General features: G+C 71.1%; 24 protein-coding genes. 12 read left to right on the forward strand and 12 right to left on the reverse strand.

Going from position 1 to position 26301, the window contains the following annotated elements:
* Window positions 1–26 precede the first annotated feature (26 nt).
* Window positions 27–521, forward strand: a complete 495-nt coding sequence (locus ACZ5PB_RS10505; protein WP_468689673.1) for an LURP-one-related/scramblase family protein — start codon at window positions 27–29, stop codon at window positions 519–521.
* A 29-nt stretch (window positions 522–550) separates the two neighbouring features.
* On the opposite strand, the gene ACZ5PB_RS10510 is transcribed toward ACZ5PB_RS10505, so the two are convergent.
* On the reverse strand, window positions 551–1375 hold the full coding sequence (locus tag ACZ5PB_RS10510; RefSeq protein WP_468689675.1) for a carbon-nitrogen family hydrolase: 825 nt from the start codon (window positions 1373–1375) through the stop codon (window positions 551–553).
* Window positions 1376–1559: 184 nt separating this feature from the next.
* On the opposite strand from ACZ5PB_RS10510, the gene ACZ5PB_RS10515 reads away from it, so the two are divergent.
* Window positions 1560–2387 (forward strand): maleylpyruvate isomerase family mycothiol-dependent enzyme, encoded by an 828-nt coding sequence (locus ACZ5PB_RS10515; RefSeq protein ID WP_468689677.1) that lies wholly within the window; start codon window positions 1560–1562, stop codon window positions 2385–2387.
* A 21-nt stretch (window positions 2388–2408) separates the two neighbouring features.
* Here the strand turns inward: ACZ5PB_RS10515 and ACZ5PB_RS10520 are convergent, their stop codons facing one another.
* From ACZ5PB_RS10520 to ACZ5PB_RS10530, 3 genes are all read right to left on the reverse strand, one after another.
* Complete coding sequence (locus tag ACZ5PB_RS10520; protein ID WP_468689679.1) at window positions 2409–3719, reverse strand: MFS transporter; 1311 nt, start codon at window positions 3717–3719, stop codon at window positions 2409–2411.
* Complete coding sequence (locus ACZ5PB_RS10525) at window positions 3716–4357, reverse strand: GntR family transcriptional regulator (RefSeq protein WP_468689681.1); 642 nt, start codon at window positions 4355–4357, stop codon at window positions 3716–3718. Before ACZ5PB_RS10525 ends, ACZ5PB_RS10520 begins: the two co-directional genes overlap by 4 nt.
* Window positions 4358–4463: 106 nt before the next feature.
* Window positions 4464–4952: a hypothetical protein gene (locus ACZ5PB_RS10530; protein WP_468689683.1), complete on the reverse strand. Its 489-nt coding sequence runs from the start codon at window positions 4950–4952 to the stop codon at window positions 4464–4466.
* Window positions 4953–5206: 254 nt separating this feature from the next.
* On the opposite strand from ACZ5PB_RS10530, the gene ACZ5PB_RS10535 reads away from it, so the two are divergent.
* A complete protein-coding gene (locus ACZ5PB_RS10535) occupies window positions 5207–5404 on the forward strand; it encodes a hypothetical protein (RefSeq protein WP_468689685.1) in 198 nt (65 codons plus the stop codon).
* Window positions 5405–5487: 83 nt separating this feature from the next.
* Here ACZ5PB_RS10535 and ACZ5PB_RS10540 read toward each other — a convergent pair whose 3' ends face one another.
* From ACZ5PB_RS10540 to pdhA, 3 genes are read right to left on the reverse strand one after another with little or no spacing between them, the layout of a single operon-like run.
* Window positions 5488–6960 carry a dihydrolipoamide acetyltransferase family protein gene (locus ACZ5PB_RS10540; RefSeq protein ID WP_468689687.1) on the reverse strand — a complete coding sequence of 491 codons (1473 nt, stop codon included), beginning with the start codon at window positions 6958–6960 and terminating at the stop codon, window positions 5488–5490.
* A 14-nt stretch (window positions 6961–6974) separates the two neighbouring features.
* Window positions 6975–7955 carry an alpha-ketoacid dehydrogenase subunit beta gene (locus ACZ5PB_RS10545; protein WP_468689688.1) on the reverse strand — a complete coding sequence of 327 codons (981 nt, stop codon included), beginning with the start codon at window positions 7953–7955 and terminating at the stop codon, window positions 6975–6977.
* A 5-nt stretch (window positions 7956–7960) separates the two neighbouring features.
* Complete coding sequence (pdhA, locus tag ACZ5PB_RS10550; protein ID WP_468689690.1) at window positions 7961–9136, reverse strand: pyruvate dehydrogenase (acetyl-transferring) E1 component subunit alpha; 1176 nt, start codon at window positions 9134–9136, stop codon at window positions 7961–7963.
* A gap of 326 nt (window positions 9137–9462) precedes the next feature.
* Between pdhA and ACZ5PB_RS10555 the strand changes: the two genes are divergently transcribed.
* The 3 genes from ACZ5PB_RS10555 to ACZ5PB_RS10565 all read left to right on the forward strand — a co-directional run bounded on the left by ACZ5PB_RS10555 (window position 9463) and on the right by ACZ5PB_RS10565 (window position 11780).
* On the forward strand, window positions 9463–10125 hold the full coding sequence (locus ACZ5PB_RS10555; protein WP_389251168.1) for a response regulator: 663 nt from the start codon (window positions 9463–9465) through the stop codon (window positions 10123–10125).
* A 139-nt stretch (window positions 10126–10264) separates the two neighbouring features.
* Entirely contained in the window at window positions 10265–10687 is a 423-nt protein-coding gene (locus ACZ5PB_RS10560; RefSeq protein ID WP_468689692.1) for a pyridoxamine 5'-phosphate oxidase family protein, read from the forward strand.
* Between the two features lie 34 nt (window positions 10688–10721).
* On the forward strand, window positions 10722–11780 hold the full coding sequence (locus tag ACZ5PB_RS10565; RefSeq protein WP_468689694.1) for a phosphotransferase: 1059 nt from the start codon (window positions 10722–10724) through the stop codon (window positions 11778–11780).
* 31 nt (window positions 11781–11811) lie between these two features.
* On the opposite strand, the gene ACZ5PB_RS10570 is transcribed toward ACZ5PB_RS10565, so the two are convergent.
* Window positions 11812–13485, reverse strand: a complete 1674-nt coding sequence (locus ACZ5PB_RS10570) for a protein kinase domain-containing protein (protein WP_468689696.1) — start codon at window positions 13483–13485, stop codon at window positions 11812–11814.
* A 389-nt stretch (window positions 13486–13874) separates the two neighbouring features.
* On the opposite strand from ACZ5PB_RS10570, the gene ACZ5PB_RS10575 reads away from it, so the two are divergent.
* The 6 genes from ACZ5PB_RS10575 (at window position 13875) to ACZ5PB_RS10600 (ending at window position 21388) form a co-directional block, all read left to right on the forward strand.
* Window positions 13875–15500 carry a protein kinase domain-containing protein gene (locus ACZ5PB_RS10575; protein WP_468689698.1) on the forward strand — a complete coding sequence of 542 codons (1626 nt, stop codon included), beginning with the start codon at window positions 13875–13877 and terminating at the stop codon, window positions 15498–15500.
* A 249-nt stretch (window positions 15501–15749) separates the two neighbouring features.
* The gene (locus ACZ5PB_RS10580; protein ID WP_468689700.1) at window positions 15750–16211 is read left to right on the forward strand and encodes a hypothetical protein; all 462 of its coding nucleotides are present in this window, start codon (window positions 15750–15752) and stop codon (window positions 16209–16211) included.
* A gap of 61 nt (window positions 16212–16272) precedes the next feature.
* Window positions 16273–16926, forward strand: coding sequence for a PadR family transcriptional regulator (locus tag ACZ5PB_RS10585; RefSeq protein ID WP_468689702.1), 654 nt, complete (start codon window positions 16273–16275; stop codon window positions 16924–16926).
* Between the two features lie 158 nt (window positions 16927–17084).
* Complete coding sequence (locus ACZ5PB_RS10590; protein ID WP_468689705.1) at window positions 17085–17861, forward strand: ABC transporter ATP-binding protein; 777 nt, start codon at window positions 17085–17087, stop codon at window positions 17859–17861.
* Window positions 17858–20731, forward strand: a complete 2874-nt coding sequence (locus ACZ5PB_RS10595; protein WP_468689706.1) for an FtsX-like permease family protein — start codon at window positions 17858–17860, stop codon at window positions 20729–20731. The genes ACZ5PB_RS10590 and ACZ5PB_RS10595 overlap by 4 nt, the downstream gene beginning before the upstream one ends.
* Before the next feature lie 114 nt (window positions 20732–20845).
* A complete protein-coding gene (locus tag ACZ5PB_RS10600; RefSeq protein ID WP_468689708.1) occupies window positions 20846–21388 on the forward strand; it encodes a bacterial proteasome activator family protein in 543 nt (180 codons plus the stop codon).
* A 118-nt stretch (window positions 21389–21506) separates the two neighbouring features.
* Here the strand turns inward: ACZ5PB_RS10600 and ACZ5PB_RS10605 are convergent, their stop codons facing one another.
* The 4 genes from ACZ5PB_RS10605 to ACZ5PB_RS10620 form a co-directional block, all read right to left on the reverse strand.
* Window positions 21507–22487, reverse strand: coding sequence for an NAD(P)H-quinone oxidoreductase (locus ACZ5PB_RS10605; RefSeq protein ID WP_468689710.1), 981 nt, complete (start codon window positions 22485–22487; stop codon window positions 21507–21509).
* Between the two features lie 116 nt (window positions 22488–22603).
* On the reverse strand, window positions 22604–23710 hold the full coding sequence (locus tag ACZ5PB_RS10610) for a potassium channel family protein (protein WP_468689711.1): 1107 nt from the start codon (window positions 23708–23710) through the stop codon (window positions 22604–22606).
* A gap of 49 nt (window positions 23711–23759) precedes the next feature.
* Complete coding sequence (locus ACZ5PB_RS10615; RefSeq protein WP_468689713.1) at window positions 23760–25289, reverse strand: molybdopterin molybdotransferase MoeA; 1530 nt, start codon at window positions 25287–25289, stop codon at window positions 23760–23762.
* Complete coding sequence (locus tag ACZ5PB_RS10620) at window positions 25286–26260, reverse strand: DUF6457 domain-containing protein (RefSeq protein WP_468689715.1); 975 nt, start codon at window positions 26258–26260, stop codon at window positions 25286–25288. Before ACZ5PB_RS10620 ends, ACZ5PB_RS10615 begins: the two co-directional genes overlap by 4 nt.
* Between the last annotated feature and the right edge of the window lie 41 nt (window positions 26261–26301).

Raw genomic sequence — 26301 nt, forward strand, 5'->3', positions numbered from 1 at the left:
CCACCGGTTCGGGTATCCGTCATGGCATGAAATTCCTCGTACGCGACAAGCTGTTCGCGATCGGCGACGACTACTGGATCGAGGACGAGCAGGGGCGGCACGCCTTCCTCGTCGACGGCAAGGCGCTGCGGCTCCGGGACACCCTGGAGATCAAGGACCCCAGCGGCCGGGTGCTGATCACGCTCCGCGAGAAGATGCTCAGCTGGCGCGACGCGATGACCCTGGAGCGCGACGGTGAGCCCCTGGCGACCGTACGCAAGAAACGGCTCTCGCTGATCCGCAACCACTACCGCGTCACCCTCAACGAGGGCACCGAACTCGACGTCAGCGGACGGGTGCTGGACCGCGAGTTCGCCGTGGAGTACGACGGCGAACTGCTGGCGCACATCTCGCGCAAGTGGTTCCGGGTACGCGAGACGTACGCCGTCAACGTCGTACGGGACGACACGGACGCGGCCCTGCTCATCGCGGTCGCGGTGTGCGTGATCCGGATGGCGGAGAAGGAGCGGGACGACGGCTGACCGGCCGCACCCCGACGGGGCCGCGAGGGCTAGCGGTGGCGCGGTTCCGGCAGGCCCAGCAGCCGGTCCTTGAGTGCCGGGAACTGCTCGCGGGTGGTTCCCGGCAGGGCCGGGTCGAGGTCCACGACCAGGACCTCCTCCCCCGCGCCCGCCTCGCCGAGCACCTCGCCCCACGGGTCCACCACCACGCTGTACCCGGCCTGTTCGACGCCGCCGTGCGTACCCGCCGTACCGCAGGCCAGGACGTACGCCTGGTTCTCCACCGCCCGCGCACGCGCCAGCAGCGACCAGTGCGCGCGGCGCCGGGCGGGCCAGCCCGCGGGAATCACGAAGGCCGTCGCCCCCCTGTCGACGAGCCCCCGGAAGAGCTCGGGGAAGCGCAGGTCGTAGCAGGTGGCCAGGCCGAGCCGCAGCCCCTCGGCGGCGGGCACCGTGACCAGTTCCTGCCCGGCGCCCATCAGCACGGCCTCGCCCTCGTCGAAGCCGAAGCGGTGGATCTTCCGGTACGCGGCCGCCAGTTCGCCGTCCGGCGAGAAGACGAGCGACGTGTTGAACAGCGGCCCGTCACCCGCGGCGGAGCCGCTGTCAGACGCAGTGCGCTCCACGAACGACCCCGCGTGCAGCCAGACCCCCGCGTCCCGGGCGGCCTTGGCCATCACCTCGTACGTCGGGCCCTCCAGCGGCTCCGCCTCGTCGGCGAAGCCCTCGTACGCCCAGGCACCGGTCGGCCACAGCTCCGGCAGCACCACGAGCTCGCTATCCTGCTGTGCCCTCACCAGCGAAGCGACGCGCTCCCGCCGGGAATTGACCGGTTCATCGGCATTTACGTCGATCTGGAGCAGAGAGGCGCGCACACTACCACCGTCCTGGCATTCGAGCCGTCAACACGGGCCTACGATCGTCACACCAAAGCACTGCCGGGGTGCCTCCGGGCAGCGTAACTTAGCGTGCGAGCCCGCTACCCGGCATGCACCGCCCGAACCACCCGCCCGCACCGCACTGCCCGCGCCGCCGCCACTGAACCGCCCGAGGGGTCCCGTGACCGTCCATCCCGCCCTGCAGACCTACGCCGACGCCTGGACCCACTCGATCGAGGCGATATCCGAGCTGGTGCAGCCGCTCGTCGAAGGCGAGTGGAACCGCCGTACGCCGTGCCCCCGCTGGTCGGTGCGCGACCTCGTCTCGCACGTCATCGGCATGGAGTGCGAGATGCTGGGCGACCCCCGTCCGATCCACACGCTGCCCAGCGACCTCACCCACATCACCTCGGACCTCGGCCGCTACCTGGAGGTCCAGGTCGACGTACGGCGCCACCACACGGCGCCGGAGATGACCTCGGAGCTGGAGTACACGATCATCCGCCGCTCCCGGCAGCTGCGGAACGAGACCCGCTCCCCCGACACCCTGATCCGCTCGCCCCTCGGCGGCCAGCAGCAGACCCTCGAATTCGCCCTGCGGCTGCGGGCCTTCGACCTCTGGGTGCACGAGCAGGACCTCCGCACCACCTTCAACCGCCCGGGAAACCTGGACTCGCCGGGTGCGTACGTGGCCCGTGACCTGCTGCTCCTGTCCCTGCCCAAGGTCGTCGCCAAGGAGGCGGGCGCCCCGGTGAACTCCGCGGTCGTCTTCGACGTGCACGGCCCCGTGGAGTTCCTGCGCACGGTCCGCGTCGACGACCAGGGCCGGGGCACCATCGACGGCACCCCGTCGCTGGGCCCGATCGTCACGATCGCCCTCGACTGGGAGACGTACTACCGGCTGGCCTGCGGCCGGGTCCGCTACGGCGCCGTGGCCGACCAGGTCAAGATCGAGGGCGACCAGGAGCTGGCCGAGGCGATCCTGCAGAACTTCGCGGTCACGCCGTAACTCCCGCGGGGGCGGGGGCGCTCAGGCCGGGACGTGCACCGCTTCCACCCGGCTCGCCACCAGGTGCTCGCGTTCCCTGCGCGCCGTGCGGGTGCGCAGCCGCAGGATCTGCGCCAGCCCCACCGCCTCCAGCACGAACACCGAGGCGAAGGCGAACCGGTAGTTGTCCCCGGTGGCGTCCAGCAGCACGCCCACCGCGAACAGCGTGGTCATGGAGGCCACGAAGCCGCCCATGTTCACGATCCCGGACGCCGTCCCCTGGCGCTCCGGCGGATTCGCCGGCCGCGCGAAGTCGAACCCGATCATCGACGCAGGTCCGCAGGCACCCAGCACCACGCACAACACCACCAGCAGCCACCCCGGCACATGCTCCCCGGGATAGCCGATCACCGACCCCCACAGCACCGCCGTCGCCGCGACCGTGCCCAGCGCCAACGGCACCCGCGCCGCGTGGTGCCGCGCGATGACCTGCCCGTACACCAGCCCGATCACCATGTTGGACAGCACGACCAGCGTCAGCAGCTCACCGGCCGCCGCCCGCGACATTCCCTGCGCCTCGACGAGGAACGGCATCCCCCACAGCAGCAGGAAGACCATCGCCGGGAACTGCGTGGTGAAGTGCACCCACATCCCCAGCCGCGTCCCCGGCTCCCGCCACGCCGCCGCGATCTGCTGCCGTACGAAGGCGGGCCCGGCACGCGGCGCGGGCGGCGGCTCGTACCCCTCGGGGTGGTCCTTCAGCAGCACCAGGGTCAGCACCAGCACCACGAGGCCCGCCGCCGCACTGCCCACGAAGGTCGCCGTCCAGCCCACCCCGTGCAGCGCCCGCGCGATGACCAGCGTGGACACCAGGTTCCCCGCCATCCCGAACAGCGCGGCGACCTGCCCGATCATCGGCCCCCTGCGCGCCGGGAACCACCGGGTGCCCAGCCGCAGCACGCTGATGAACGTCATCGCGTCGCCGCACCCCAGCAGCGCCCGCGAAAGGAGCGCCGTACCGTACGTCGGCGACAGTGCGAAGCCCACCTGTCCCAGCGTGAACAGCACCGCGCCGATGGCCAGCACCTTCTTGGTGCCGAGCCGGTCGACCAGCAGGCCGACGGGTATCTGCATGCCCGCGTACACCAGCAGCTGGAGGATCGAGAACGTCGACAGGGCGGACGCGTTGACCTGGAAACGGTCGGCGGCGTCCAGCCCCGCGACCCCCAGGCTGGTGCGGAAGGTGACCGCGACGAAGTAGACGGCTACACCGATGCCCCACACGGCGACGGCCCGTCGCCCGCCGGGCGGATCCCCCGGCAGCAGCGCTCCGGCCGGCTTGCCCCCGCTCACCGGTCATCACCCCTGACCAGCACCTTGACCCGGCTGACATGGCGGCGCACACAGGAGGCGGCCGCGTCCGCGTCGCCCGCCCTGATGGCGTCGAGCAGTTCGGCGTGCTCGGTGATGTTGAGCGCGATCCGGTCCGGGTGCGCCTCCATCACGGCGACGCCCATCCGCAGCTGCCGGTCGCGCAGCTGGTCGTAGAGCCGCGACAGGATCTGGTTGCCTGCGTGGCGCACGATCTCCGCGTGGAAGCAGCGGTCGGTGACGGCCACCTGGGCGAGGTCGCCCGCGACCGCCCGCCGCTGCTGCTCGGCGAGCAGTTCCTCCAGCCGGGCGATCAGCCGGGGCGAGGCCGGTACGGCCTTGCGCACCGCGAACTCCTCGACCAGCAGCCGGGTCTCCACCACGTCCGCGATCTCCTGCGCGGAGACCGCCAGGACCAGGGCGCCCTTCTTCGGGTAGAGCTTGATCAGGCCCTCGACCTCCAGGCGCAGCAGCGCCTCGCGGACCGGGGTGCGCGACACCCCCACGGCTTCGGCGAGATGGCCCTCGGTGAGGAGCGTCCCGCCCTCGTAGCTGCGGTCGAGGACACCGCGCTTGATGTGGTCGTAGACACGTTCGGCGGCTGGAGGCGCGGCAGGCATGCGCACAGCATAGATACAACAGGGGTGCAAGGAAAAACCCCGTCCGGGATGCGGACGGGGCTCCTTCCGGCGTCGTGCCGGGTGCTGCTCGCGGGTGCTGCTCCTGCTACTTCACGCCGCCGATCGGCAGCCAGCGCGTGTAGCCCGACGCGTACCTGTCCTTGCCGTTCTGCCCGTTGCGGATCGACACCTTGAAGCGGACGTACTTCGTCTCGCTCATGTTGTAGTTGCAGTACCCGGCCGCCCCGCCGCCGCCCTTCTGGTGGCACGCTCCGGCCCGGCCGTAGTTGGTCTTCCAGGTCACGACCGCGCGCAGCCCGTCGGCCCGCTGGTCCTTGACCCAGATCCTGTCGCCCTTGGAGCTGAAACAGCCCGTGGCCACGAGCTTCTTGTTGCCGTAGAGGTGCACGCAGTAGTTGTAGTCCCGCTTCTTGGCGGCGGCGTCCGCCGCCTGGCCGGCCTGTACGGCGGCCGGTGCGGCCTGCACGGTCCGCGCCGACGGCGCGGCAGCCGGTGCGGCCTGGGCGGGCAGTGCGGTCACCCCGAGACCCGCGACACCGAGAACAGCGGCACTCGCTATACGCAGCTTCAACACGTTCTTCTCCCCTGTGTGTGTTCTTGCTACGGATGTGTGCGTTGGAACTGGCTTGCACCACTGAAGCTAGTGGGACGGGGAAGGGAGCTGAAGGCCCTCGCGCAACCATGACGACTTCCCGCCACACGGGAACCGAACGGCCGAAAGCATTCGGCCCGCCCCGGGCCGGAAAACGGCCTTGCACCCAACAGCCAAGGCACGGGAGGGTGTTCGGGACCTTGATTCCACTGGTCCACGGGGGGTGGATACGAGTCATGTCACACCACACCGAAGAACACCGCATCGTCGCACTGCTCGCACGCGGCTGGGGAGACGAACAGATCTCCCGCGAACTGGCCCTGAGCGTACGCACCGTTCAGCGCCGGATCGGACAGCTGATGGACGAGCACCGGTGCGCGAGCCGCTTCGCACTCGGTTTCAAACTGGGGAGGCACGTCACCGCCGGGGGATGACCCACGGCCTCCACACGAGGAGGGCCCCACACCGCGCCTGCGGTGTGGGGCCCTCCTCGTGCTCTGCTGCCCTGCTTGCCTTACTACGCCCAGGTGATCAGGCGCTTGGGGTGCTCCAGTATCGCCGCCGTGTCGGCCAGCACCCTGGAGCCCAGCTCGCCGTCGACCAGGCGGTGGTCGAAGGAGAGGGCGAGGGTGGTGACCTGGCGGGCCTTGACCTTGCCCTTGTGCACCCAGGGCTGGAGCTTGATCGCACCGACCGCGAGGATCGCGGACTCGCCCGGGTTGAGGATCGGCGTACCGGTGTCGACGCCGAAGACGCCGACGTTGGTGATGGTCACCGTGCCGTGCTGCATGGCGGCCGGCGATGTCTTGCCCTCGCGGGCGGTGGCCACCAACTCGCCGAGCGCGGCGGCCAGTTCCGGCAGGGTCTTGGCCTGGGCGTCCTTGATGTTGGGGACGATCAGACCGCGCGGGGTCGCCGCGGCGATGCCCAGGTTCACGTACTCCTTCTGCACGATCTCCTGGTTCGCCTCGTCCCAGGTCGCGTTGACGGCCGGGTTGCGCTTGATGGCGACGAGGAGGGCCTTGGCGATGAGCAGCAGCGGGTTGACCCGCAGCCCCGCCATGTCCTTGTCCTCCTTGAGCTCCGCGACCAGCTTCATGGTGCGGGTGATGTCGAACGTGATGAACTCGGTGACGTGCGGGGCGGTGAACGCGCTGTTCACCATCGCGGCAGCGGTCGCCTTGCGCACTCCCTTGATGGGAATCCGTGTTTCACGTGCTGTGCCTTCCCGGGGGACGGCCCCCGGGCCCCCGGCGGTGGCGCCCGCGACCGGGTCGCCCGCGGCCGTTTCACGTGAAACATCGACGGCAGGCGGGGCCGCCGGGGCAGCGGGAGTTGCCGCCGCGTGCACGTCCTCGCGCGTGATGACGCCGTTCTCACCGGTCGGCGTCACCGACGCCAGATCGATGCCGAGGTCCTTGGCCAGCTTGCGGACCGGCGGCTTGGCGAGCGGGCGGGCCCGCTCCTCGACGGCTGCCGGAGCTGCTGCCGGGGCTGCGGGTGCGGTCTGGGCGGCCACCGACGTGCCGTTCAACTCGGCCTGTACGGAGGCGGCGTACGCGGCCTTCTCCGGCGCGGGCTGGTGCGTCTTGCGGGCGCGGCGCTTGGTGGACGCCTCGGCGACGCCGTACCCGACCAGCACCGGCTGACGGCCCTTGGGCTCCTCGACCGGCGCCTGCGCGGGCGCGGGTTCGGCGGCGGGCGCCTCCTCGGCGGCCGTGCCCGGTGCCACGTCGACCGTGATGATGGGAGTGCCGACGTCGACGGTCACGCCCTCCTCGAAGCGGAGCTCGTGCACCACCCCGTCGTACGGAATGGGCAGTTCGACGGCCGCCTTGGCGGTCTCGATCTCGCAGACGACCTGGCCGTCGGTGACGGTGTCACCGGGCTGGACGTACCACTTGAGGATCTCGGCCTCGGTCAGGCCCTCGCCCACGTCGGGCAGCTTGAACTCGCGGTAGCGGGAAGCGTTCTTCGCAGCAGTGGTCATGTGAGTCGGCCCCTTCAGTACGCGAGCGAGCGGTCGACGGCGTCGAGCACCCGGTCAAGCCCCGGCAGGTACTCCTCCTCCAGGCGCGCCGGCGGATACGGCGCGTGGTACCCGCCGACCCTCAGCACCGGAGCCTCCAGGTGGTAGAAGCAGCGCTCGGTGATGCGGGCGGCGATCTCCGCGCCCGTGCCGTAGAACACCGGTGCCTCGTGCACGACGACCAGACGGCCGGTCTTCTCGACCGAGGTCTGGATCGTGTCGAAGTCGATCGGGGACATCGAGCGCAGGTCCACGACCTCGACCGACTTGCCCTCCTCGGCGGCGGCCGAGGCCGCCTCCAGGCAGACCTTGACCATCGGGCCGTACGCCAGCAGCGTCAGGTCGCTGCCCTCGCGGACGGTGCGGGCCTGGTGCAGCGGTGCGGGGATCGCGTCGAGGTCGACCTCGTCCTTGTCCCAGTAACGGCGCTTCGGCTCGAAGTAGATCACCGGGTCGTCGCCCTGGATGGCCTGCTGCATCATCCAGTAGGCGTCCGTCGCGTTGGACGGCGAGACGATCTTGAGGCCCGCCACATGGGCGAAGAGCGACTCGGGCGACTCGCTGTGGTGCTCGACGGCGCCGATGCCGCCGCCGTACGGAATGCGGATGACGACCGGCAGCTTGATCTTGCCGAGCGAGCGGGCGTGCATCTTCGCGAGCTGCGTGACGATCTGGTCGTACGCGGGGAAGACGAAGCCGTCGAACTGGATCTCCACGACGGGCCGGTAGCCGCGCAGCGCGAGGCCGATGGCCGTGCCGACGATGCCCGACTCGGCGAGCGGGGTGTCGATGACCCGGCTCTCGCCGAAGTCCTTGAACAGGCCGTCGGTGACGCGGAAGACGCCGCCGAGCTGGCCCACGTCCTCGCCCATGACGAGGACCTTGGGGTCGTTCTCCATCGCGGTGCGCAGCGACGCGTTGATCGCCCTGGCGATCGGGAGCTTCTGAACAGCCATGGTGGTTACTCGCCCTCCTCGGCGAACGACGCCTGGTAGGCGACGAACTGCGCGCGCTCCTCGTCGACGAGCGCGTGCCCGTCCGCGTAGACGTTCTCGAAGATCGCCATGGTGTCCGGGTCGGGCATCGAACGCACCGCCTCGCGGACCCGCTTGCCGAGCGTCTCGCTCTCGGCGTCCATCTCCTCGAAGAAGGCGGCGTCGGCCAGTCCCTGCTTCTCCATGTACGTACGGACGCGCAGGATCGGGTCCTTCGCCTCCCACGCCTCGCGCTCCTCGTCGGCCCGGTACCGCGTCGGGTCGTCGGTGGTGGTGTGCGCGCCCATCCGGTAGGTGAACGCCTCGATCAGCATCGGGCCCTCACCACTCCTGGCGTGCTCCAGGGCCTTCTTGGTGACGGCCAGACAGGCCAGCACGTCATTGCCGTCGACGCGTACGCCGGGGAAGCCGAAGCCCTGGGCGCGCTGGTAGAGCGGCACCCGCATCTGCTTCTCGGTGGGCTCGGAGATCGCCCACTGGTTGTTCTGGCAGAAGAACACGACCGGGGCGTTGTAGACCGCGGCGAACGTGAACGATTCGGCGACGTCGCCCTGCGAGGACGCCCCGTCACCGAAGTACGCGATCACGGCCGAGTCCGCACCGTCCTTGGCGACGCCCATGGCGTAGCCGGTGGCGTGCAGGGTCTGCGAGCCGATGACGATCGTGTACAGGTGGAAGTTGTTGGTGTTGGGGTCCCAGCCGCCGTGGTTCACACCACGGAACATGCCCAGCAGGTTCGTCGGGTCGACCCCTCGGCACCAGGCCACACCGTGCTCGCGGTACGTCGGGAAGACGTAGTCGTCGTCACGCAGTGCCCGGCCCGAGCCGATCTGTGCGGCCTCCTGGCCCAGGAGCGAGGCCCACAGGCCCAGTTCGCCCTGGCGCTGCAGTGCGGTCGCCTCCGCGTCGAAGCGGCGGGTGAGGACCATGTCCCGGTACAGCCCGCGCAGTTCGTCGGCGGTCAGGTCGATCTCGTAGTCCGGGTGCTCGACGCGCTCGCCCTCGGGCGTCAGCAGCTGGACCAGCTGCGGCTCGTCGGGCGCGGGCTGCGTCTGCGGCGAGGGCTTCTTGGCGCTGGCGCGCTTGGTGCCTGCTCCGCTGCTGCGTCGCGGTTTACGCGCGGCAGTGCTCTCCACGGTCACGTGCGTGCTCCTCCGTCGGTCCGGCCCCCGGGGTCTGCCGGAGACCAGTGCGGCTCGCCCTGTGCCCGTACCCGCGCACGGGGTGGGTGCGGCTCGGCCGGGACAAGGCGTGACAGGTGCCCCGGCGAACGCCCTGTCTAAAGCACGTTACCCAGTGCTTCGCATAACTGCGAAACCCCATTTGACCTGCGATTTTGCTTGGATTTCCAAGTAAATCGAGGAATGCGGGAACAATCACTGGTCAGAGCCTTGCAGGCCGCCGGGACAGGGGCACGTTATCCCGGTCACCTCGGGCACGGGAAGAGTTCATGTGTGAGGATGGCGCCGTGCGCGAAACAGGCAAAATCACCGTTTTCCTCGTCGATGACCACGAAGTCGTCCGGCGTGGCGTCCATGAATTGCTGTCCGTCGAGGAAGACATCGAGGTCGTCGGAGAGGCCGGCACAGCGGCAGATGCCCTGGTCAGGATCCCTGCGACCCGTCCCGATGTCGCTGTTCTGGACGTCCGGCTGCCCGATGGAAGCGGTGTGGAGGTCTGCCGCGAAGTCCGTTCGCAGAACGAGGACATCAAATGTCTGATGCTCACTTCTTTCGCGGACGACGAAGCCCTTTTCGACGCGATCATGGCCGGTGCGTCCGGCTATGTCCTCAAGGCGATCCGCGGCAGTGAACTCCTCTCGGCGGTACGCGACGTCGCGGCGGGCAAGTCCCTCCTCGACCCGGTGGCCACCGCCCGCGTCCTGGAGCGGCTGCGGGCCGGCAACAGCGCCAAGGGCGACCAGCGCCTGGCCAACCTCACCGAGCAGGAGCGGAAGATCCTCGACCTGATCGGCGAGGGCCTGACCAACCGCGTGATCGGCGAACGGCTGCACCTCGCCGAGAAGACGATCAAGAACTACGTCTCCAGCCTGCTCTCCAAGCTGGGCATGGAACGCCGCTCGCAGGCCGCCGCCTACGTGGCCCGCATGCAGGCCGAGGAACGCCGCTGACATACCGACCCGGGGTGGCCCGGATGAGTGTGCACACCCCCGCCCCGGACTCGCGTACGCCCCTGATCAGGCACTTCGCAACACTTCTCGGGACCTAGGTCTCTTTTGCCGTGCCCGCTCCATGGCGCAGGGTGAACTCATGCCCCATTCCGACAGCGCCCGTGCCATCAAGCTGCTGACCTCCGTGCCCTACGGCAGGATCGCCACCAGCATGCGCGCGCTGCCGTTCCTGGCCGTAGCCCGCCACGTCGTCACCGACGACGGTGCGATCCTGCTCCGGATGCACGCCGGATACGGCTATCACCAGGCCTGCAACGGCAGTGTGGTCGCGTACGAGACCGACAACTTCAACTCCGCCGACGACGGACTGTGGTCCGTCCAGGCCACCGGCGAGGCCCGGGTCATCGAGCCGACGCCCGCCGAGTCGGCACTCTTCGGCCCCGGACCCGCAGAGGTCGAGGGCGAGCCGTTCGAGCCGGTCCACATGCGGATCGAGCCGCAGTTCTTCCTGGTCCACACCCTGCGCGGATCCAGAGAGCGACTGCTCCAGCACGCTGTGTAAAAGAGCGCGGTCCCGGTGATCTAACATCTGCCGGGTGCCGCGCTCATCCGCACCCGCCCCCGCACCGGCCCTGCCCGCACCGTCCCCCGCCGGGCCGCCCGTCGGCCAGCTGCTGCGCCGGTACGCGGCCCTGGGCGAGCCGGTGTCCTGCGAGCGGGTCGCCCAGGGCCTGCTGAACAGGGGTTTCCGGCTGGCCACCACCCGGGGCGACTTCTTCCTCAAGCACCACCTCGACGGCGACCCGGCCGCCATCGCCCGCCAGCACCGCGCCACCCAGCGCCTGAAGGCCCTCGGCGTGCCGGTCGCCCCGCCCGTCGAGGACTCCGACGGCGACACCGTCGCCGTGATCGGCGGCCGCTGCTACGCCCTGCACCCCTGGATCGACGGCAGGCACCGCGACGGAGCCCAGCTCACGGTGGCCGGGTCACTGCGGCTCGGCGCGCTCCTGGGCGTCGTACACACCCTGCTCGACGAGGTCATGGAGTCCTCGGCAGATCCGGATGCCGAGCGCTGCGCCTATTGGGGGGCCGACCCCCGCGACAGCTTCGAGACGATCGAGGAACTGCTGCGGCTGGCCCGCCGGCGCAGCCCCCGGGACTCCTTCGACGTGCTGGCCGAACACCGGCTCCTGGAGCGCCGCACCCTCCTGGAGCGGCACGCGCACCGGCGGCCCGCACCGGGCGACGAACCGGCCGCCGGCTGGGTGCACGGCGACTTCCACCCGCTGAACCTGCTCTACCGGGGCGCCGAGCCCGCCGCCATCGTCGACTGGGACCGGCTCGCCGTGCAGCCCCGCGCCGAGGAGGCGGTACGTGCGGCCGCCATCTTCTTCGTCCGGCCCGACGGCGCACTGGAGCTGGCCAAGGCACGCGCGTACGCGCACGCGTACCGGCGCTCCACGGGCGCGGGGGAGGCCGAGCTGGCCGCCGCCGTGCACCGGGTGTGGTGGGAGCGGCTGAACGACTTCTGGATACTGCGCTGGCGCTACCAGCTGCACGACCGAAGGGCCGACCCGCAGTTTCCTGCGGCGTCGGCCCTGGTGGTCTGGTGGACCAAGGAGTACGAGGCGGTGCTGGACGCCTTCGCGGGGTGAGCGCGTGGCCCTTACGGGGTGGCGGCTCCCGCTACGGGGTGGCGGCTCCCAGCGGGTCCGGGTCGCCGCCGGGAGCGCCGCCCGCAGGAGAAGCGCCCGCGTCGTTGCCACCGGCGTCGTTGCCGCCCGCGTCGTTGCCACCGGCGTCGTTGCCGCCCGCGTCGTTGCCACCGGCGTCGTTGCCACCGGCGTCATTGCCGCCCGGGACGCCGGGAGTACCGCCCGGGGTGCCCCCGTCGTTCCCGCCGTCGGCGGGGTCGGTCACCGGGGGCTTGGTGGGGGTGGTCGGCTTCGTCGTCGGCGGGGGGGTCGGCTTGTTGGTGGCCGTCTTCGACGGCTTGCCGGTGTCCGGGACACCGCCGGTGCCGCCGCCGGTCACGGTGCCGTTGCCGGTGTTGCCGTCGTCCCCGCCGGAGCTCTCCTCCTCGGTGGGAGTGGGCGAGTCCTTGGGCTTGGAGGGGACGCTGGAGACGCTCGGCTTCTGCTCCGGGTCCTTCGTCTTGTTGTCGTCCATCGCGTTCACCGCGTACGCCACACCGCCCGCGATCGCCAGGATCGCCAGGATCGCGAAGATCCACATCTTGCCGCGGCTGGTGCCGCCCCGCTCGTCGTAGCCGTCGTCGTACGAACCGTCGTGGGGGTTGCGCGGCGGCAGCATCGCGCCGCCCTGCCGGAACTGCGAGGTGTCGCCGTGCTGCGGGTGCCCCATCGCGGTCGTCGCCGCGGTGCCGTGAGCAGGCGTGTAACCGCTCTCGTGCATCTCGACGGGGCCGGTGTTCCAGGTGCCGGTGTGGCTGCCCTGCTGCTGGAGCATCTGCAGCCCGTACTGGACGAGGCCGCGCATCTCCTCCGCGCTCTGGAACCGGTCGTCCGGGTCCTTCGCGAGGGCGCGCATGGCGAGCCCGTCCAGCTCCGGGGGCGCCACGTCCGACATCTCGGACGGCGGCACCGGAATGTCCTGGACGTGCTGGTAGACCACCGACAGCGGCGTCTCGCCCATGAAGGGGGGACGCAGTGCGAGCAGTTCGTACAGCAGACAGCCGGTCGCGTAGAGGTCGGAGCGGTGGTCGACGGCCTTGCCGAGCGCCTGCTCGGGGGAGAGGTACTGCGGGGTGCCCATGACCATGCCGGTCTGCGTCATCGTCGACTGCACGCCGTGCAGGGCGCGGGCGATGCCGAAGTCCATCACCTTGACCGCGCCGCCGTGCGTGATGATCACGTTGGCGGGCTTGATGTCACGGTGCACGATGCCGTGCTGGTGGCTGTACGCGAGCGCTTCGAGCACGCCGGAGACGATGATCAGCGCCTGCTCCGGACCCGGGGCCTCGGCATTGAGCAGCAGGTCACGGATGGTGTTGCCCTCGACGAGCTCCATCACGATGTACGGGACGAGGTTGCCGCCGATGCGGTCCTCGCCCGAGTCGTAAACGGCTACCACGGCATGGTGGTTGAGGCCGGCCACCGACTGCGCCTCGCGTGTGAAGCGGGCCTTGGAGACCGGGTCCTCGGCAAGGTCGGAGCGCAGCAGCTTCACCGCGACGGTACGTCCGAGCCGTACGTCCTCGGCGGCGAAGACCTCCGCCATGCCGCCCCGGCCGAGACGGTGCGTCAGCCGGTAGCGACCGTCACCGACAAGTCCGCCCATACCGAACGATTCCGGCAGGTCAGACACTCCACCGCCGGTGTCCTCGGGATTGGGTGCCATCAGTCCTCGCCGTCATCATCTGTCCGCGCCCCCGGGAGACCGGTAGGTCGTGTGCCCGGGTCGCGGTGGTCCACATGGTTCTCCGCCACGTCACGCTACAGCCTTGCGCGAGGCGCCCCTTCAACGAGATGGACCTGCCATCAATACCGTTGCGCCTGTATCCGTGCAAATTGCCCGCTCACAGCCCGCTCCCGGAGGGCCTGCGGGTAACGACTCCGAGACTCTTCCTTGCGCGTACGGTCACGGAACGGGCACCTCGCTTGACGTGTCAGTGCCCTCGGGCAGACTTGGCCGGTAATGAGGGATGATCGCGGATTGTCGCGGTACGCACGACCGCACCAGAACAACGGACTGACGCGGAACCACCGCGCCGAGGGGGATGCACAGTCATGAGCCAGGACGGCACGCAGGGCCGGTACGCGGGCGGCTCGGTGGCAGGTGGTCGGTACCAGCTCCGCGACCTGCTCGGCGAGGGCGGAATGGCCTCCGTCTATCTGGCGTACGACTCGGCGCTCGACCGCCAGGTCGCGATCAAGACATTGCACACGGAACTGGGGCGCGAGGCGGCCTTCCGCGAGCGCTTCCGGCGCGAGGCGCAGGCCGTGGCCAAGCTCTCGCACACCAATATCGTCTCGGTCTTCGACACCGGCGAGGACGACCTCGGCGGCTCGCAGATGCCGTACATCGTCATGGAGTACGTCGAGGGCAAGCCGCTCGGCTCGGTGCTCCAGGCCGATATCGAGAGCCATGGCGCGATGCCCGCCGACAAGGCGCTGAAGATCACCTCGGACGTGCTGGCGGCGCTGGAAACCAGCCACGAGATGGGCCTGGTCCACCGCGACATCAAGCCCGGCAACGTGATGATGACCAAGCGCAACGTCGTCAAGGTCATGGACTTCGGCATCGCCCGCGCCATGCAGTCCGGTGTCACCTCGATGACCCAGACCGGCATGGTCGTCGGCACCCCTCAGTACCTCTCGCCCGAGCAGGCGCTGGGGCGCGGTGTGGACGCCCGCTCCGACCTGTACTCGGTCGGCATCATGCTGTTCCAACTGCTCACCGGGCGGCTGCCGTTCGAGGCCGACTCGCCGCTGGCCATAGCGTATGCGCACGTCCAGGAGGAGCCGGTCGCCCCGTCCTCCATCAACCGGACGATCCCGCCGGCCATCGACGCCCTCGTCGCCCGCGCGCTGAAGAAGAACCCGAACGAGCGCTTCCCGAGCGCCGCCGCGATGGCCGACGAGTGCGCGCGCGTGCTCTCCACCGTCCAGCCCGGCGCCGCACCGGTGATCGTTCCCGGCAGCGGTCCCGCCCAGGGCTCCGGCTCGGGCGTCGGCTCCGCGGTCTTCCCGCCGGTCGACCAGACCGGCGGTTACCCGCAGGGCAGCGTGCAGACGCCGTACCAGCCCGCCCCCGGCCCGAGCCCGTACGGCCCCGCGACCCCGGCGCCGATGCCCACCCCCGCGCCCGCCCCCTCGGCCGCGTACGGGTACCCGCACCAGGGCTACGCGACGCCCACGCCCGCCCCGGCCACGTACACCCCGCAGCACTCGGCGCCGACCCCCGCCCCGCAGCCGCCGGCGAAGAAGAACAGCATGCCGCTGATCCTCGGCGCGATCGTGGTGGCGCTGCTCGCGATCGGCGGCGTGGTCTACGCGCTCGTCCCCACGGAGGACCCGAAGACCGAGGGCGGCGGCCAGACGACCGGGCAGCAGCAGGAGGGCCACAAGGGGCCCGACCGGGCGAAGACCATCAAGACCACGGAATGCACCAACGCGGACGAGAACAGCCTCGACCCGGCCAAGGTCGACGCACCCGACTTCGTCTTCAAGAACGTCCGCTCCGTGAAGGAGTGTCTGCAGGCCGCCGGCTGGCAGTTCAAGGAGAAGCCCACCGACGAGAACCAGTGGGGCGAGGAGACGGTCATCGACCAGTACCCGCGAGGGGGCCAGCCGATGGACCCGGAGAAGACGACCATCGAGCTCACGGTCTCGACGGGCAACCCGGCCCAGTAGTCCGCCCGTAATCCTCACGGCAGCCCTGACGGCAGCCCTCACGGCCCGCGAGAGCGGCCCGGCGCACCTTCGCGGTGTGGCCGGGCCGCTCTCGTTTTGGTGCGTGCTGCCGTCTGCGTCTTCGGGCGTGCTGCCAGCCGCGTTTTCGTGCGTGCTGCCGTCTGCGTCGGTCCGGATGCCCCTTCTGTAGCGGTATGTGACGCTGAGCCTCCGATGGCTCGTCGGTACCGGACGGGAGGCGGTCGCCCGATGTTCCCCAGGCTCCGTACGCGTGTCTCCGCCACGCTGCTGGCGGTCCTGCTGTGGTGCGGACTCCTCGCGCAGGCGACCTGCGCGTCCCTGGCGTACGCGGCCGACCCGCTGCCCCCCGGCGACCCGGAGACCACTCCGGTCGCACGGAGCACCGCGGCCCCGCAGAGCGGCCGTCTCGCCGGCCGGAAGGCCGGAGCCGGGCGGGTGCGCCCCGGCCGGGCACCCGGACCGGAAGTGGTACGTCCGGCTCCGGTACGCGTCCCGCAGGTCCTGCCCAGCCCTCCGGCCACCCGTCCCGCCGCCCCTCCTCTCGTACGGAAGAGCCCCGCGCCGACGCGGCTGCGGCAGGCCGCCGGGGACCCGGTGGCGCTCGACTTCAGGCCGTTGCCGCTGGGGGCCGGGATCGTCCTGGTGGGGCTCGGACTGGGCTTCCTCGGGATGCGCCTGCGACGCCAGTGAGGGCACCGGCCCACCGGGACGGAGCTTGCCAGCGGGGCCATACTCGGTATACATACTGAGTATGTCCATCCGCCACGGGCTCCTCGCCCTCCTCGAACAGGGTCCTCGGTACGGCTCCCAGCTGCGTACCGAATTCGAGTCCCGTACCGGCGCCACCTGGCCCCTGAACGTCGGGCAGGTCTACACGACGCTCAGCCGCCTGGAGCGCGACGGCATGGTCGCCCCCGACGGCGACGACGACGCGGGACACCCGCTGTACGCGATCACCACCACCGGACGCGAGGAACTGCACCACTGGTTCGAGCGCCCGGTCGACCGCTCCAGCCCGCCCCGCGACGAGCTCGCCATCAAGCTGGCCATGGCCGTCGGCGCACCCGGCGTCGACATCCGGGCCGTCATCCAGGCCCAGCGGCACGCCACTCTCAAGGCCATGCAGGACTACACCCGGCTCAAGGCGCAGGCCCTGATCGCCGTCGAGTCCAGCAGCGGCCAGGAGGGCGACCGCGGCCGCGACGACATGGCATGGCTGCTCGTCCTGGAACAGCTGATCTTCCAGACCGAGGCCGAGGCGCGCTGGCTCGACCACTCCGAGTCCCGGCTCGTCCGGCTCTCCGCCACGGCCGTGCGGGGAGCCACCCCGCCCCAGGCCGACAGCCCGGCGGCTGCCGCCTCCGCCGACACCGCCACCGCTCGCGCGCGCGTCGGCCGCCGCTGAGCCCGTACGACCTGAACTCCGTACGGCCGTACTCCATACGGCCGGACCCCGTACGACCGAACCCCGTACGGCCCGACTTCCGTACGACCCGAACTCCGTACGACCCGCCTCGCCACCACACCCGTGCCGCGCGGCCTTCCAGGGGGGACCCCACACCCATGTCCGACCAGTCCCATCAGCCCCAGGCGTCACGGCAGCCCGTGCTGCAGCTGGAGCAGCTGACCCGTGTGCACGGCAGCGGCGCCACCGAGGTGCACGCCCTGCGCGGGGTGAACCTCTCCGTCTACCCCGGCGAACTCGTCGCCGTCATGGGCCCTTCCGGCTCCGGCAAGTCCACCCTGCTCACCATCGCGGGCGGCCTCGACCACCCGACCTCGGGCCGCGTCGTCGTCGAGGGCACCGACGTCACCCAGGTCAGCCGCAAGGAGCTGGCCGCCCTGCGCCGCCGCAGCATCGGCTACGTCTTCCAGGACTACAACCTCATACCCGCCCTGACCGCCGCGGAGAACGTCTCCCTGCCCCGCGAGCTGGACGGCATGTCGGCCCGCAAGGCCCGCGTCTTCGCGCTCGCCGCGCTGGAGGAGATGGACCTCGGCCACCTCGCCGACCGCTTCCCCGACGAGATGTCCGGCGGCCAGCAGCAGCGCGTCGCCATCGCCCGCGCCCTGGTCGGTGACCGCCGGCTGGTCCTCGCGGACGAGCCGACCGGCGCCCTGGACTCCGAGACCGGCGAGTCCGTGCTCGCCCTGCTCCGCTCGCGCTGCGACGCGGGCGCGGCCGGCATCCTCGTCACCCACGAGCCGCGCTTCGCCGCCTGGGCGGACCGGGTGGTCTTCCTGCGCGACGGCTCCGTCGTCGACGAGACCATGCGCAGCGACGCGGACTCCCTGCTCGCCACCGGCACCGGAACCGCCGGTCAGGCAGGCGCCAAGTGACCAGCTGGTACCACTCCTGGCTCGCGGCGATCCGCATCGCCCGCCGTGACGCCTGGCGCTCCAAGGGCCGCAGCATCCTGGTCCTCGCCATGATCGCGGTGCCGATCCTCGGCGTCAGCGCCATCGACGTCACCCTGCGCAGCGCCGAGCTGAACGACGATCAGACGCTCACCCGTCAGCTCGGTGCCGCCGACGCCCGGCTGAGTGACCCCGGTTGGGGCGGTCTCGCGGTCCTCCAGCCGCCGGACGCCCGGCGGAGGGGCGCCGAACCCGCCGTCGGCTACGACGCGTTCAAGAACAAGCCCCTCCCCGAGGGCAAGGCGGACATCTCCAAGGCCGTCCCGGCCGGTGCCAGGATCCTCACCGAGACCACAGCGATGACCCGGCTGCGCACCACGCACGGCCTGCTCGACACCGAGGCGCGGGAGATCAAGGCCGACGACCCGATGACGGCGGGCTCCCACACCCTGCTCGACGGGCGCTTCCCCGAGAAGGCCGGCGAGCTCGCCGCCACCGCCCACTTCCTGGAAGCCAGCGGGCTGAAGATCGGTGACAAGGTCACCGCCCGCTCGCTCGACACCGAGTTCACCCTGGTCGGCTCCTACGAACTGCCCAGCGTGCTGGACACCGACCAGGTCACGGCCCTGCCGGGGACGTTCATCGCACCCCTGAACAAGGCGCTGAAGAAGTCCGGGCTGCCGGAAACCACCGGCGACACCTCGTACCTCGTCTCCGTCGGCGGCGACGGTTTCACGTGGAACATGGTGAAGGCCGCCAACACCAAGGGCATCCAGGCCGACTCCCGGTCCGTGATCCTCTCCCCGCCGCCGGACTCCGAGGTCCCGTACTTCAAGAAGAACGGCTCCGACCAGGTCAAGTTCAGCAATGAGACCCAGCAGATGCTCGTGGTCGCCGCGACCATCGTCATCCTCGCCCTGCTGGAGATCTGTCTGCTGGCCGGACCCGCCTTCGCGGTGGGTGCCCGCCGCTCGCGCCGTCAGCTCGGCCTGGTCGGCGCCAACGGCGGCGACCGCCGCCACATCCGGGCCATCGTGCTCTCCGGCGGACTGGTCATCGGTGTCGCCGCGGCGATCGTGGGCACCGCCCTCGGCATCGCGCTGACCCTCGCCCTGCAGCCCGTCCTCGAAGACCTCATGGGCAAGCGGTTCGGCACGTTCACCCTGCGCCCGCTGGAGCTGCTCGGGATCGCCCTGGTCGCCGTGCTCACCGGTCTGCTGGCCGCGATCGTGCCCGCGATCACCGCCTCCCGGCAGTCCGTACTGACCTCGCTCACCGGCCGCCGCGGAGTGCGCCGGGCCAACCGGGTGCTCCCCGTCATCGGCGTCATCGCCGTCGTCCTCGGCGCGGCGGTCGCCCTGTACGGGTCGACCGCCAGCGACAGCATCCTGCTGGTCGCGGGCGGCAGCGCCGTCGCCGAACTGGGCGTGGTCGCCCTCACCCCGCTGCTGGTCGGAGCCTTCGGACGGATCGGCGGCTGGCTGCCGCTGTCGCCCCGGCTCGCCCTGCGCGACGCGGTGCGCAACCGGGGACGTACGGCACCCGCCGTCGCCGCCGTACTGGCCGCCGTCGCCGGAACCGTCGCGGTGGCCACGTACGCCGCCAGTGACGACTCGCAGAACCGCGCCAACTACCAGGCCCAGCTCCCGTACGGCAGCGGCCAGGCGGTCACCGACGAGGGCGGCGGGCGCGACGTGCCCGCGATCCGCTCCGCCGTGCAGTCGAACGTCTCCCTCGACGCCCTCGCCGATCTGCGGCGCATCGTCGTCGGCAGCAAGAACTGCACCGCGTACAGCGAGGACAAGGAGTGCGGCCAGTTCCAGATCGTGGTGCCCAAGGCCAACCGGTGCCCGCTGTACGAAGGTGAGGAGGGCCCCGAGCGCTTCCCCGTCGCCGAGCGGCGGAAGCTGGCCACGGACTGGCGCTGCGCCCGGCCCTACGAGGGTGGCACCGCTGCCAACACCAACGGTGTGATCGTCGCCGACGAGAACGCACTGAAGGCGCTCGGCATCACCGACGCGGGTGTGGTCGGCGCGATCAAGCAGGGCAAGGCCGTCTCCTTCGACCGGGCCAACGTGGTCAACGGCAAGACCGCCATCCGCCTCATCACCGACCACGAGAAGGCCGAAGCGGCGACCGCCGCCGGCAAGGACGCACCGGGCGAGGACCGGCAGCTGCCGGTGCACCTGGCACCGGCGAACATCAACCCCTACGGCATCCAGCTGCTGGTGCCCCCGTCGCTGGCCGAGTCCGCCAAGTTCACCACCGTCCCCTACGGTGTGCTCTTCTCCACGGCCGCGCTGCCCAGCACCGAACAGACGCAGTCCCTCACGGCTGCCTTCGACAAGGTGGGGCTGCAGGGCGGCATGATGGGCGGCTGGCTCATCGAGTCCGGGTACGACAGCAAGAACAGCATCGTGATGCTGGCCCTGACGGTGTTCGCCGGACTCGTCACCATCGGTGCGGCCGGCATCGCCACCGGGCTCGCCCAGGCCGACGCGGAACCGGACCTGAAGACCCTCTCCGCGGTCGGTGCCCCGCCCCGGGTGCGCCGCACCCTCAGCGGGTTCCAGTGCGGGACGGTCGCCCTGATGGGGGTGGTCCTCGGCTCGGCGGCGGGTGTCCTGCCCGCGATCGGGCTGATCCTCTCCCAGCGCCGGAAGTCCGCGGCCAACCTCCAGGAATCCCTCGACAGCGGCTGGGGCGGCATCAACTCGGCGACCGAGATGCCCATCGTGATCCCGTGGGAGACGCTGGCCGCACTGCTGGTCGTCGTACCGCTCGGCGCGGCGCTCCTCGCGGCCCTGGTCACCCGTTCCCGGGGCGCCCTGGCCCGCCGGGCGGAGGCCTAGCCCCTCGGTGGCCCGCGCGGCCGGGTAACGGAATCTGTGCCCCCGTACAAAGGTGGATCATCTTTGTACGGGGGCACACCCACTTGTGAAGCACGTGTACGAGAGAATGTCGGTATGGAGATGCCGAGGAGTGAACGGTCGCAGGAGAGCCCCCAGGTCCTGGTCGTCGGGCAGGACGGAATGGCGCTCGGCGGCGGTGACGACGAGTCGCGCGAGGTGCCTGTGACGGACATGGTCGAACAGCCCGCGAAGGTCATGCGGATCGGCAGCATGATCAAGCAGCTCCTGGAGGAAGTCCGTGCGGCTCCCCTGGACGAGGCGAGCCGGGTACGGCTCAAGGACATTCACGCCAGTTCCGTGAAGGAGCTGGAGGACGGGCTCGCCCCCGAGCTCGTCGAGGAGCTGGAGCGGCTCTCGCTGCCGTTCACCGAGGAGGCCATCCCCTCCGAGGCGGAACTGCGGATCGCGCAGGCCCAGTTGGTGGGCTGGCTCGAAGGACTCTTCCACGGCATCCAGACCGCGCTGTTCGCCCAGCAGATGGCGGCCCGCGCACAGCTGGAGCAGATGCGCAGGGCGCTGCCGCCGGGCGCCTCGCACGAGGACGACGAGGACGAGGGCCACGGCCAGGCGGCCCGCACGGGCGGCCCGTACCTCTAGGTCCTGCCTCTAGGTCCTGCGCCGCCAAGCGAATCGGCCCGGTTCCTTCCCGTACGTGGGGAGGGAGCCGGGCCGATTCGCTTGGCGGTCCTGTCAGTTCGCGGTGAGCAGGATCCGGTCAGTTGGCGGTGAGCAGGATCTTGCCGATGTGGCTGCCCTCGTCCAGCGCCCGGTGCCCCTCGGACGCCCGGTCCATCGGGAACACCTGGTCGACCACCGGGCGCACCCGCCCTGCGGCGATCATCGGCCACACGTGCTCGCGGACGGCCGCCACGATGGCCGCCTTCTCGCCCAGCGGGCGGGCCCGCAGCGAGGTCGCCGTGATCGCGGCCCGCTTGCGCAGCAGGGCGTTGAGGTTCAGCTCGCCCTTCACCCCGCCCTGGAGCCCGATGATGGCGAGCCGGCCGCTGGTGGCCAGCGCCTTCACGTTCTGGTCGAGGTACTTGGCGCCGATGATGTCGAGGATGACGTCCGCGCCCGTCCCGTCGGTGGCCTTGCGCAGCTCCTGCACGAAGTCCTGCTCGCGGTAGTCGATCAGGATGTCCGCGCCCAGCTCCGCGCACTGCGCCAGCTTCTCCGGGCCGCCCGCCGTGACCGCGACGCGGGCGCCGATGGCCTTGGCCAGCTGGATCGCCATGGTGCCGATGCCACTGGCGCCGCCGTGCACGAGCAGCGTCTCGCCGGGGCGAAGGTGGGCGATCATGAAGACGTTGGACCAGACCGTGGCGGCCACCTCGGGCAGCGCCGCCGCAGTCACCAGGTCCACCCCGTCGGGCACCGGCAGCAGCTGTCCGGCCGGTACGGCGACCTTCTGCGCGTAGCCGCCGCCCGAGAGCAGTGCGCACACCTCGTCGCCGACCGCCCAGCCGTGCACCCCGGCGCCGAGCGCCACGATGCGGCCGGAGCACTCCAGGCCGGGGTAGCGGGAGGCGCCGGGCGGCGGGTCGTAGAAGCCCTGGCGCTGGAGGAGGTCGGCGCGGTTGACCGCGCTCGCGACGACCTCGACGAGGACCTCGCCCTCGTTCGGGACGGGGTCGGGCACCTCCGCCCAGACGAGCGCCTCGGGGCCACCGGGTTCAGGGATCGTGATCGCATGCATGGCCACGAAACTACCCCCGGTGCCTGTGATCAGTCCGAAGAGCCCGGTGACCGGCCCCGGACCGGTGAAGTGGCGCCCTTCGCGCCGGGGAAAGTGGTACTCGGTCCCGCCGGTGGCTACTCGGCCGAGGTGAGCCGTACGGTGCCGGCCTCGTCGGCGCCCGGTGTCGCCCGGACGATCGCGATCACCCGGTCCGTGATCTGGAGCGGGCTGGCCTTCGGATCGTCGTAACCGAGCAGCTGGTGTCCGCGCAGCACGCTCACCACCAGGTCCTCGGTCTCCCGGACGTTCTTGCCGACCTCGCTCTTTATGACCGGCCGCTCGATCAGGTCGAGGCCGCTGCCCTGCTGGATCAGGTCCTCCATCACCGTGCCCGCGCTCGGGCTGAGCACGGAGAGGCCCAGCAGCCGGCCTGCCGCGCTCGCGCTGGTGATGACCGCGTCGGCGCCGGACTGGCGCAGCAGCGGGGCGTTCTCCTCCTCCCGGACCGCGGCGACGATCTTGGCGCCCCGGTTGAGCTGACGGGCGGTGAGGGTGACGAGGACCGCGGTGTCGTCGCGCTGGGTGGCGATGACGATCTGCCGGGCCCGCTGGAGCTCGGCCCGCAGCAGTACGTCGCTGCGGGTCGCGTCGCCCACCACCCCGGTCAGGCCCTCGGCGTTGGCCGTCTCGATGACCTTGACGCTGGGGTCGACGATGACGATCTGTTCCTTCTTCAGGCCGGTCGCGAAGAGGGTCTGCATCGCTGACCTGCCCTTCGTGCCGAAGCCGATGACAACAGTATGGTCGCGCAACTGGGACCTCCAGCGATTCAGCCGGAACTCTTCGCGCGTCCGCTCGGTGAGGACTTCGAGAGTGGTACCGACCAGGATGATCAGAAAGAGCACGCGCAGCGGCGTCACGAGCAGCACATTGGTGAGCCGTGCGGAGTCGCTGTACGGAACGATGTCGCCGTACCCGGTGGTGGAGAGGGTGACGGTCGCGTAGTAGACGGCGTCCAGGAGATCCACGGTGTCGTCGGAGTTGTCGTGGTAGCCGGCGCGGTCGATCCAGACGATCAGCACGGTCACCCCGAGCACCGCGAGCGCCATCATCAGACGCTTGCCCACTTGCCGCAACGGCCGCTCCACCACACGCTTGGGCAGCTTCACCGGTGCGGTGATCAGATGCTCGTCGGCATCCCTGGCCATGGCGTCCTTGCCAGGCAGTTTCACGTGAAACATCCTTCGCTCGGTCCGAGGGCCTCATCGGCGCGGTGTCGTCCGCACAGTTTCACGTGAAACATCCCTCGGCCCACGGTAGATCGAGGATCTCCAGTTCGTCCCCTGCTCGTGCACCACCGGGCGGTACGACGGCCAGACCGTCGGCCGCCGCGATCCCGCGCAGCATCGCCGGGCCGTTGTAGTGCAGCGGTACGGCATGCTCGGCGCCGGTCCGGTGATCGGCGCGGTGCGTGACGGGGACGAGCCGGGTGGAGCGGGGGTGGCCCGGGATCTCGTCGCGCACCGGGGCGCGGTACGGCTCTGCGGCCGGGCGGTGCCCGAGGGCGCGCAGCAGCGGCTCGGCGAGGGTGAGCAGTCCGGACACGGCGGCCAGGGGGTTGCCGGGCAGCCCCACCAGGTGGGTGTCGGGGGCGAGGCGGGCGAGCAGCATCGGGTGGCCGGGGCGCACTTCGACGCCGTCGACGAGGAGTTCGACACCGCTCTGGGCCGCCGGGCTCTGGGCCTCCGCGTCCTGGGTCGCCGAGTTCTGGGCCCCCGGGTTGTGGGCTGCCGCCGTGAGGAACGGACGGACGTGGTCGACCGGGCCCGCCGCCGTACCTCCGGTGGTGACGATCACATCGGCCTCCGAGCCGAGGATCGCCTTGCGCAGTGCCTGCGGGTCGTCGCCCAGGCAGCGGGTGTCGAGGACTTCGGCACCCAGCGCGCGCAGCCAGGGCGCGAGCAGCGGGCCGAGCGCGTCCCGGACCATGCCGTCGCGGGGCAGCCCGGAGGTCAGCAACTCGTCGCCCAGGACGAGCACTTCGACCGTGGGACGGGGAATCGTCAGCAGCTCGTCGTACCCGGCGGCGGCGGACAGCCCGAGCACGGCCGGGGTCACCACCGAGCCTGCGGGCAGCAACTGGTCGCCGGTGCGGCACTCCTGGCCACGGGGGCGGATGTCCTGACCGGGGATCACTTCCCGGCACGCGTACAGCCGCAGCTTGGTCTCGTCGGCGCGGGCGTGTTCGCTGCGGATCACGGCGGTCGCCTCGGCGGGGATCCGGGCGCCGGTGGCGATGCGGACGGCCTCGCCGTCGGAGAGGGGTTCGGCGGCGGCGCGGCCCGCGAGGATGCCGGCGCCCTCCTGGAAGGACCACGGCCCGGGGCCCGCCACGGCCCAGCCGTCCATGGCGGAGGTGTCGAAGGAGGGCAGGTCGGTGAGTGCTTCGAGCGGTTCGGCGAGAACCTGACCGAGTGCCTGATCCAGGGGTACGCGGCGGGGGCGGGCCGGGGCGTCGCGCCCGGCGCGGGCCGCCGTGGCGCGGGCTTCGGCCCAGGGGGTGGCGTCGGGGCGGGCGGGGACGGGCGGGGTGGGAGTGGTTTGGGAGGCCTTCTCGGGGGCTTCGGCGGGCTCGGGGGAGTCGGCGGTGGGGCGGGACTGTTCCGCCGAGTGGGTACCCGGGGCCGGAGTCGCGGCGTTTCCCGGGTTCTGGCCCGTGCCTGCTCCCGTGCTCGGGCTGGGGACGGCGGGCTGTTCGCGGTTCACCAGGGCGAGGGCCTGCTCGACCCCGTCGATCTCGCCCTGCTCCTGGCCGCTCATGCCGGGCCCGCCTCGGTGGCGCCGGGTGGGGTGGTGCCGGGCGAGGCCGTGCCGGGCGGGGTGTCGTCCTGCGGTGATTCCGCGACCCAACGGGCGGTCAGGGCCGTGGCCTTGCGGACGGCTTCGGCGACGGCCTCGGGGCCTTCGCCCCCGGCTCGTCCGGCCGCGTAACCGACCAGGAACGTCGTCAGAGGGGCGGCGGGTCGGGGGACGCCGTGCGCGGCGTCGCGTGCGAGGTCGAGGAGGAGGGGGATGTCGACGTCGATGTCGACACCGAGTTCGTCCTTGACTGCGTTGATCCATTCATCGAGCACATGCCCATGCTCCCTGATGCGGGCACGGGCCGCCGCGATGTCCTCCCAGGTGTCGCAGTCGAAGGAGGCCGACGGGGCGGCGGTGGTGACGCGGACGAGGGAGAGTCCGGCGGTGAGGAGTCGGAGCGGAAGTCCGGCGAGGGTCCCGTACTCCGCTGCCAGCAGCGCGAGTTCGCGGCGCATCGGCTCCGTCCGGTACACGGCGACGAGTGGCTGGTCGCGCCCGCCGCCGTCGACGAGCAGCGCCCCCTCGGCCTCGCCCCCGGTCTCGGCGCCGTTCTCGGCCTCGCGCGCGCCCGCCGTTTCCAGGGCCCGTACGAGCATGGCGACCGTCGCACGATCGACGAAGGGCAGGTCCACCGAGAGCACGACCACGAGCTCTGCCGTGGTCTCCCGCACCCCGGCGGCGAGGGCGGCCAGCGGGCCGCCGCCCGGCGGCTCCTCGCGCGCCCAGGTCACGGGGCGGGCCGTGGCACGGCTGCCGCCGACCACGACCGTCGCCCCGGCCTCGCCACAGGCGGTCAGGACCCGGTCGAGCAACGTCCGGCCGCCCACCGGCACCGCGGCCTTGTCCACCCCGCCGAGCCGCCGCCCGGCCCCACCGGCCAGCACGACGGCGTCGTACGGGGCAGTCCTCGGGGCATGCATCGCACTCATGCTCCGAAGTATGTACGGCCCGCCGTGCGGACGGCGGGCCG

It is taken from the genome of Streptomyces sp. NPDC032721 (assembly GCF_055579625.1).

What these genes read in the sequence shown, in the direction of transcription:
- ACZ5PB_RS10505 (WP_468689673.1), top strand. Translation starts at nt 27, where the DNA reads ATGAAATTCCTCGTACGCGACAAGCTGTTCGCGATCGGCGACGACTAC.
- ACZ5PB_RS10525 (WP_468689681.1), bottom strand. Translation starts at nt 4,357, where the DNA reads ATGCCTGCCGCGCCTCCAGCCGCCGAACGTGTCTACGACCACATCAAG.
- ACZ5PB_RS10535 (WP_468689685.1), top strand. Translation starts at nt 5,207, where the DNA reads ATGTCACACCACACCGAAGAACACCGCATCGTCGCACTGCTCGCACGC.
- ACZ5PB_RS10540 (WP_468689687.1), bottom strand. Translation starts at nt 6,960, where the DNA reads ATGACCACTGCTGCGAAGAACGCTTCCCGCTACCGCGAGTTCAAGCTG.
- ACZ5PB_RS10545 (WP_468689688.1), bottom strand. Translation starts at nt 7,955, where the DNA reads ATGGCTGTTCAGAAGCTCCCGATCGCCAGGGCGATCAACGCGTCGCTG.
- ACZ5PB_RS10560 (WP_468689692.1), top strand. Translation starts at nt 10,265, where the DNA reads ATGCCCCATTCCGACAGCGCCCGTGCCATCAAGCTGCTGACCTCCGTG.
- ACZ5PB_RS10570 (WP_468689696.1), bottom strand. Translation starts at nt 13,485, where the DNA reads ATGGCACCCAATCCCGAGGACACCGGCGGTGGAGTGTCTGACCTGCCG.
- ACZ5PB_RS10575 (WP_468689698.1), top strand. Translation starts at nt 13,875, where the DNA reads ATGAGCCAGGACGGCACGCAGGGCCGGTACGCGGGCGGCTCGGTGGCA.
- ACZ5PB_RS10580 (WP_468689700.1), top strand. Translation starts at nt 15,750, where the DNA reads ATGTTCCCCAGGCTCCGTACGCGTGTCTCCGCCACGCTGCTGGCGGTC.
- ACZ5PB_RS10585 (WP_468689702.1), top strand. Translation starts at nt 16,273, where the DNA reads ATGTCCATCCGCCACGGGCTCCTCGCCCTCCTCGAACAGGGTCCTCGG.
- ACZ5PB_RS10590 (WP_468689705.1), top strand. Translation starts at nt 17,085, where the DNA reads ATGTCCGACCAGTCCCATCAGCCCCAGGCGTCACGGCAGCCCGTGCTG.
- ACZ5PB_RS10600 (WP_468689708.1), top strand. Translation starts at nt 20,846, where the DNA reads ATGGAGATGCCGAGGAGTGAACGGTCGCAGGAGAGCCCCCAGGTCCTG.
- ACZ5PB_RS10605 (WP_468689710.1), bottom strand. Translation starts at nt 22,487, where the DNA reads ATGCATGCGATCACGATCCCTGAACCCGGTGGCCCCGAGGCGCTCGTC.
- ACZ5PB_RS10610 (WP_468689711.1), bottom strand. Translation starts at nt 23,710, where the DNA reads ATGTTTCACGTGAAACTGCCTGGCAAGGACGCCATGGCCAGGGATGCC.
- ACZ5PB_RS10615 (WP_468689713.1), bottom strand. Translation starts at nt 25,289, where the DNA reads ATGAGCGGCCAGGAGCAGGGCGAGATCGACGGGGTCGAGCAGGCCCTC.
- ACZ5PB_RS10620 (WP_468689715.1), bottom strand. Translation starts at nt 26,260, where the DNA reads ATGAGTGCGATGCATGCCCCGAGGACTGCCCCGTACGACGCCGTCGTG.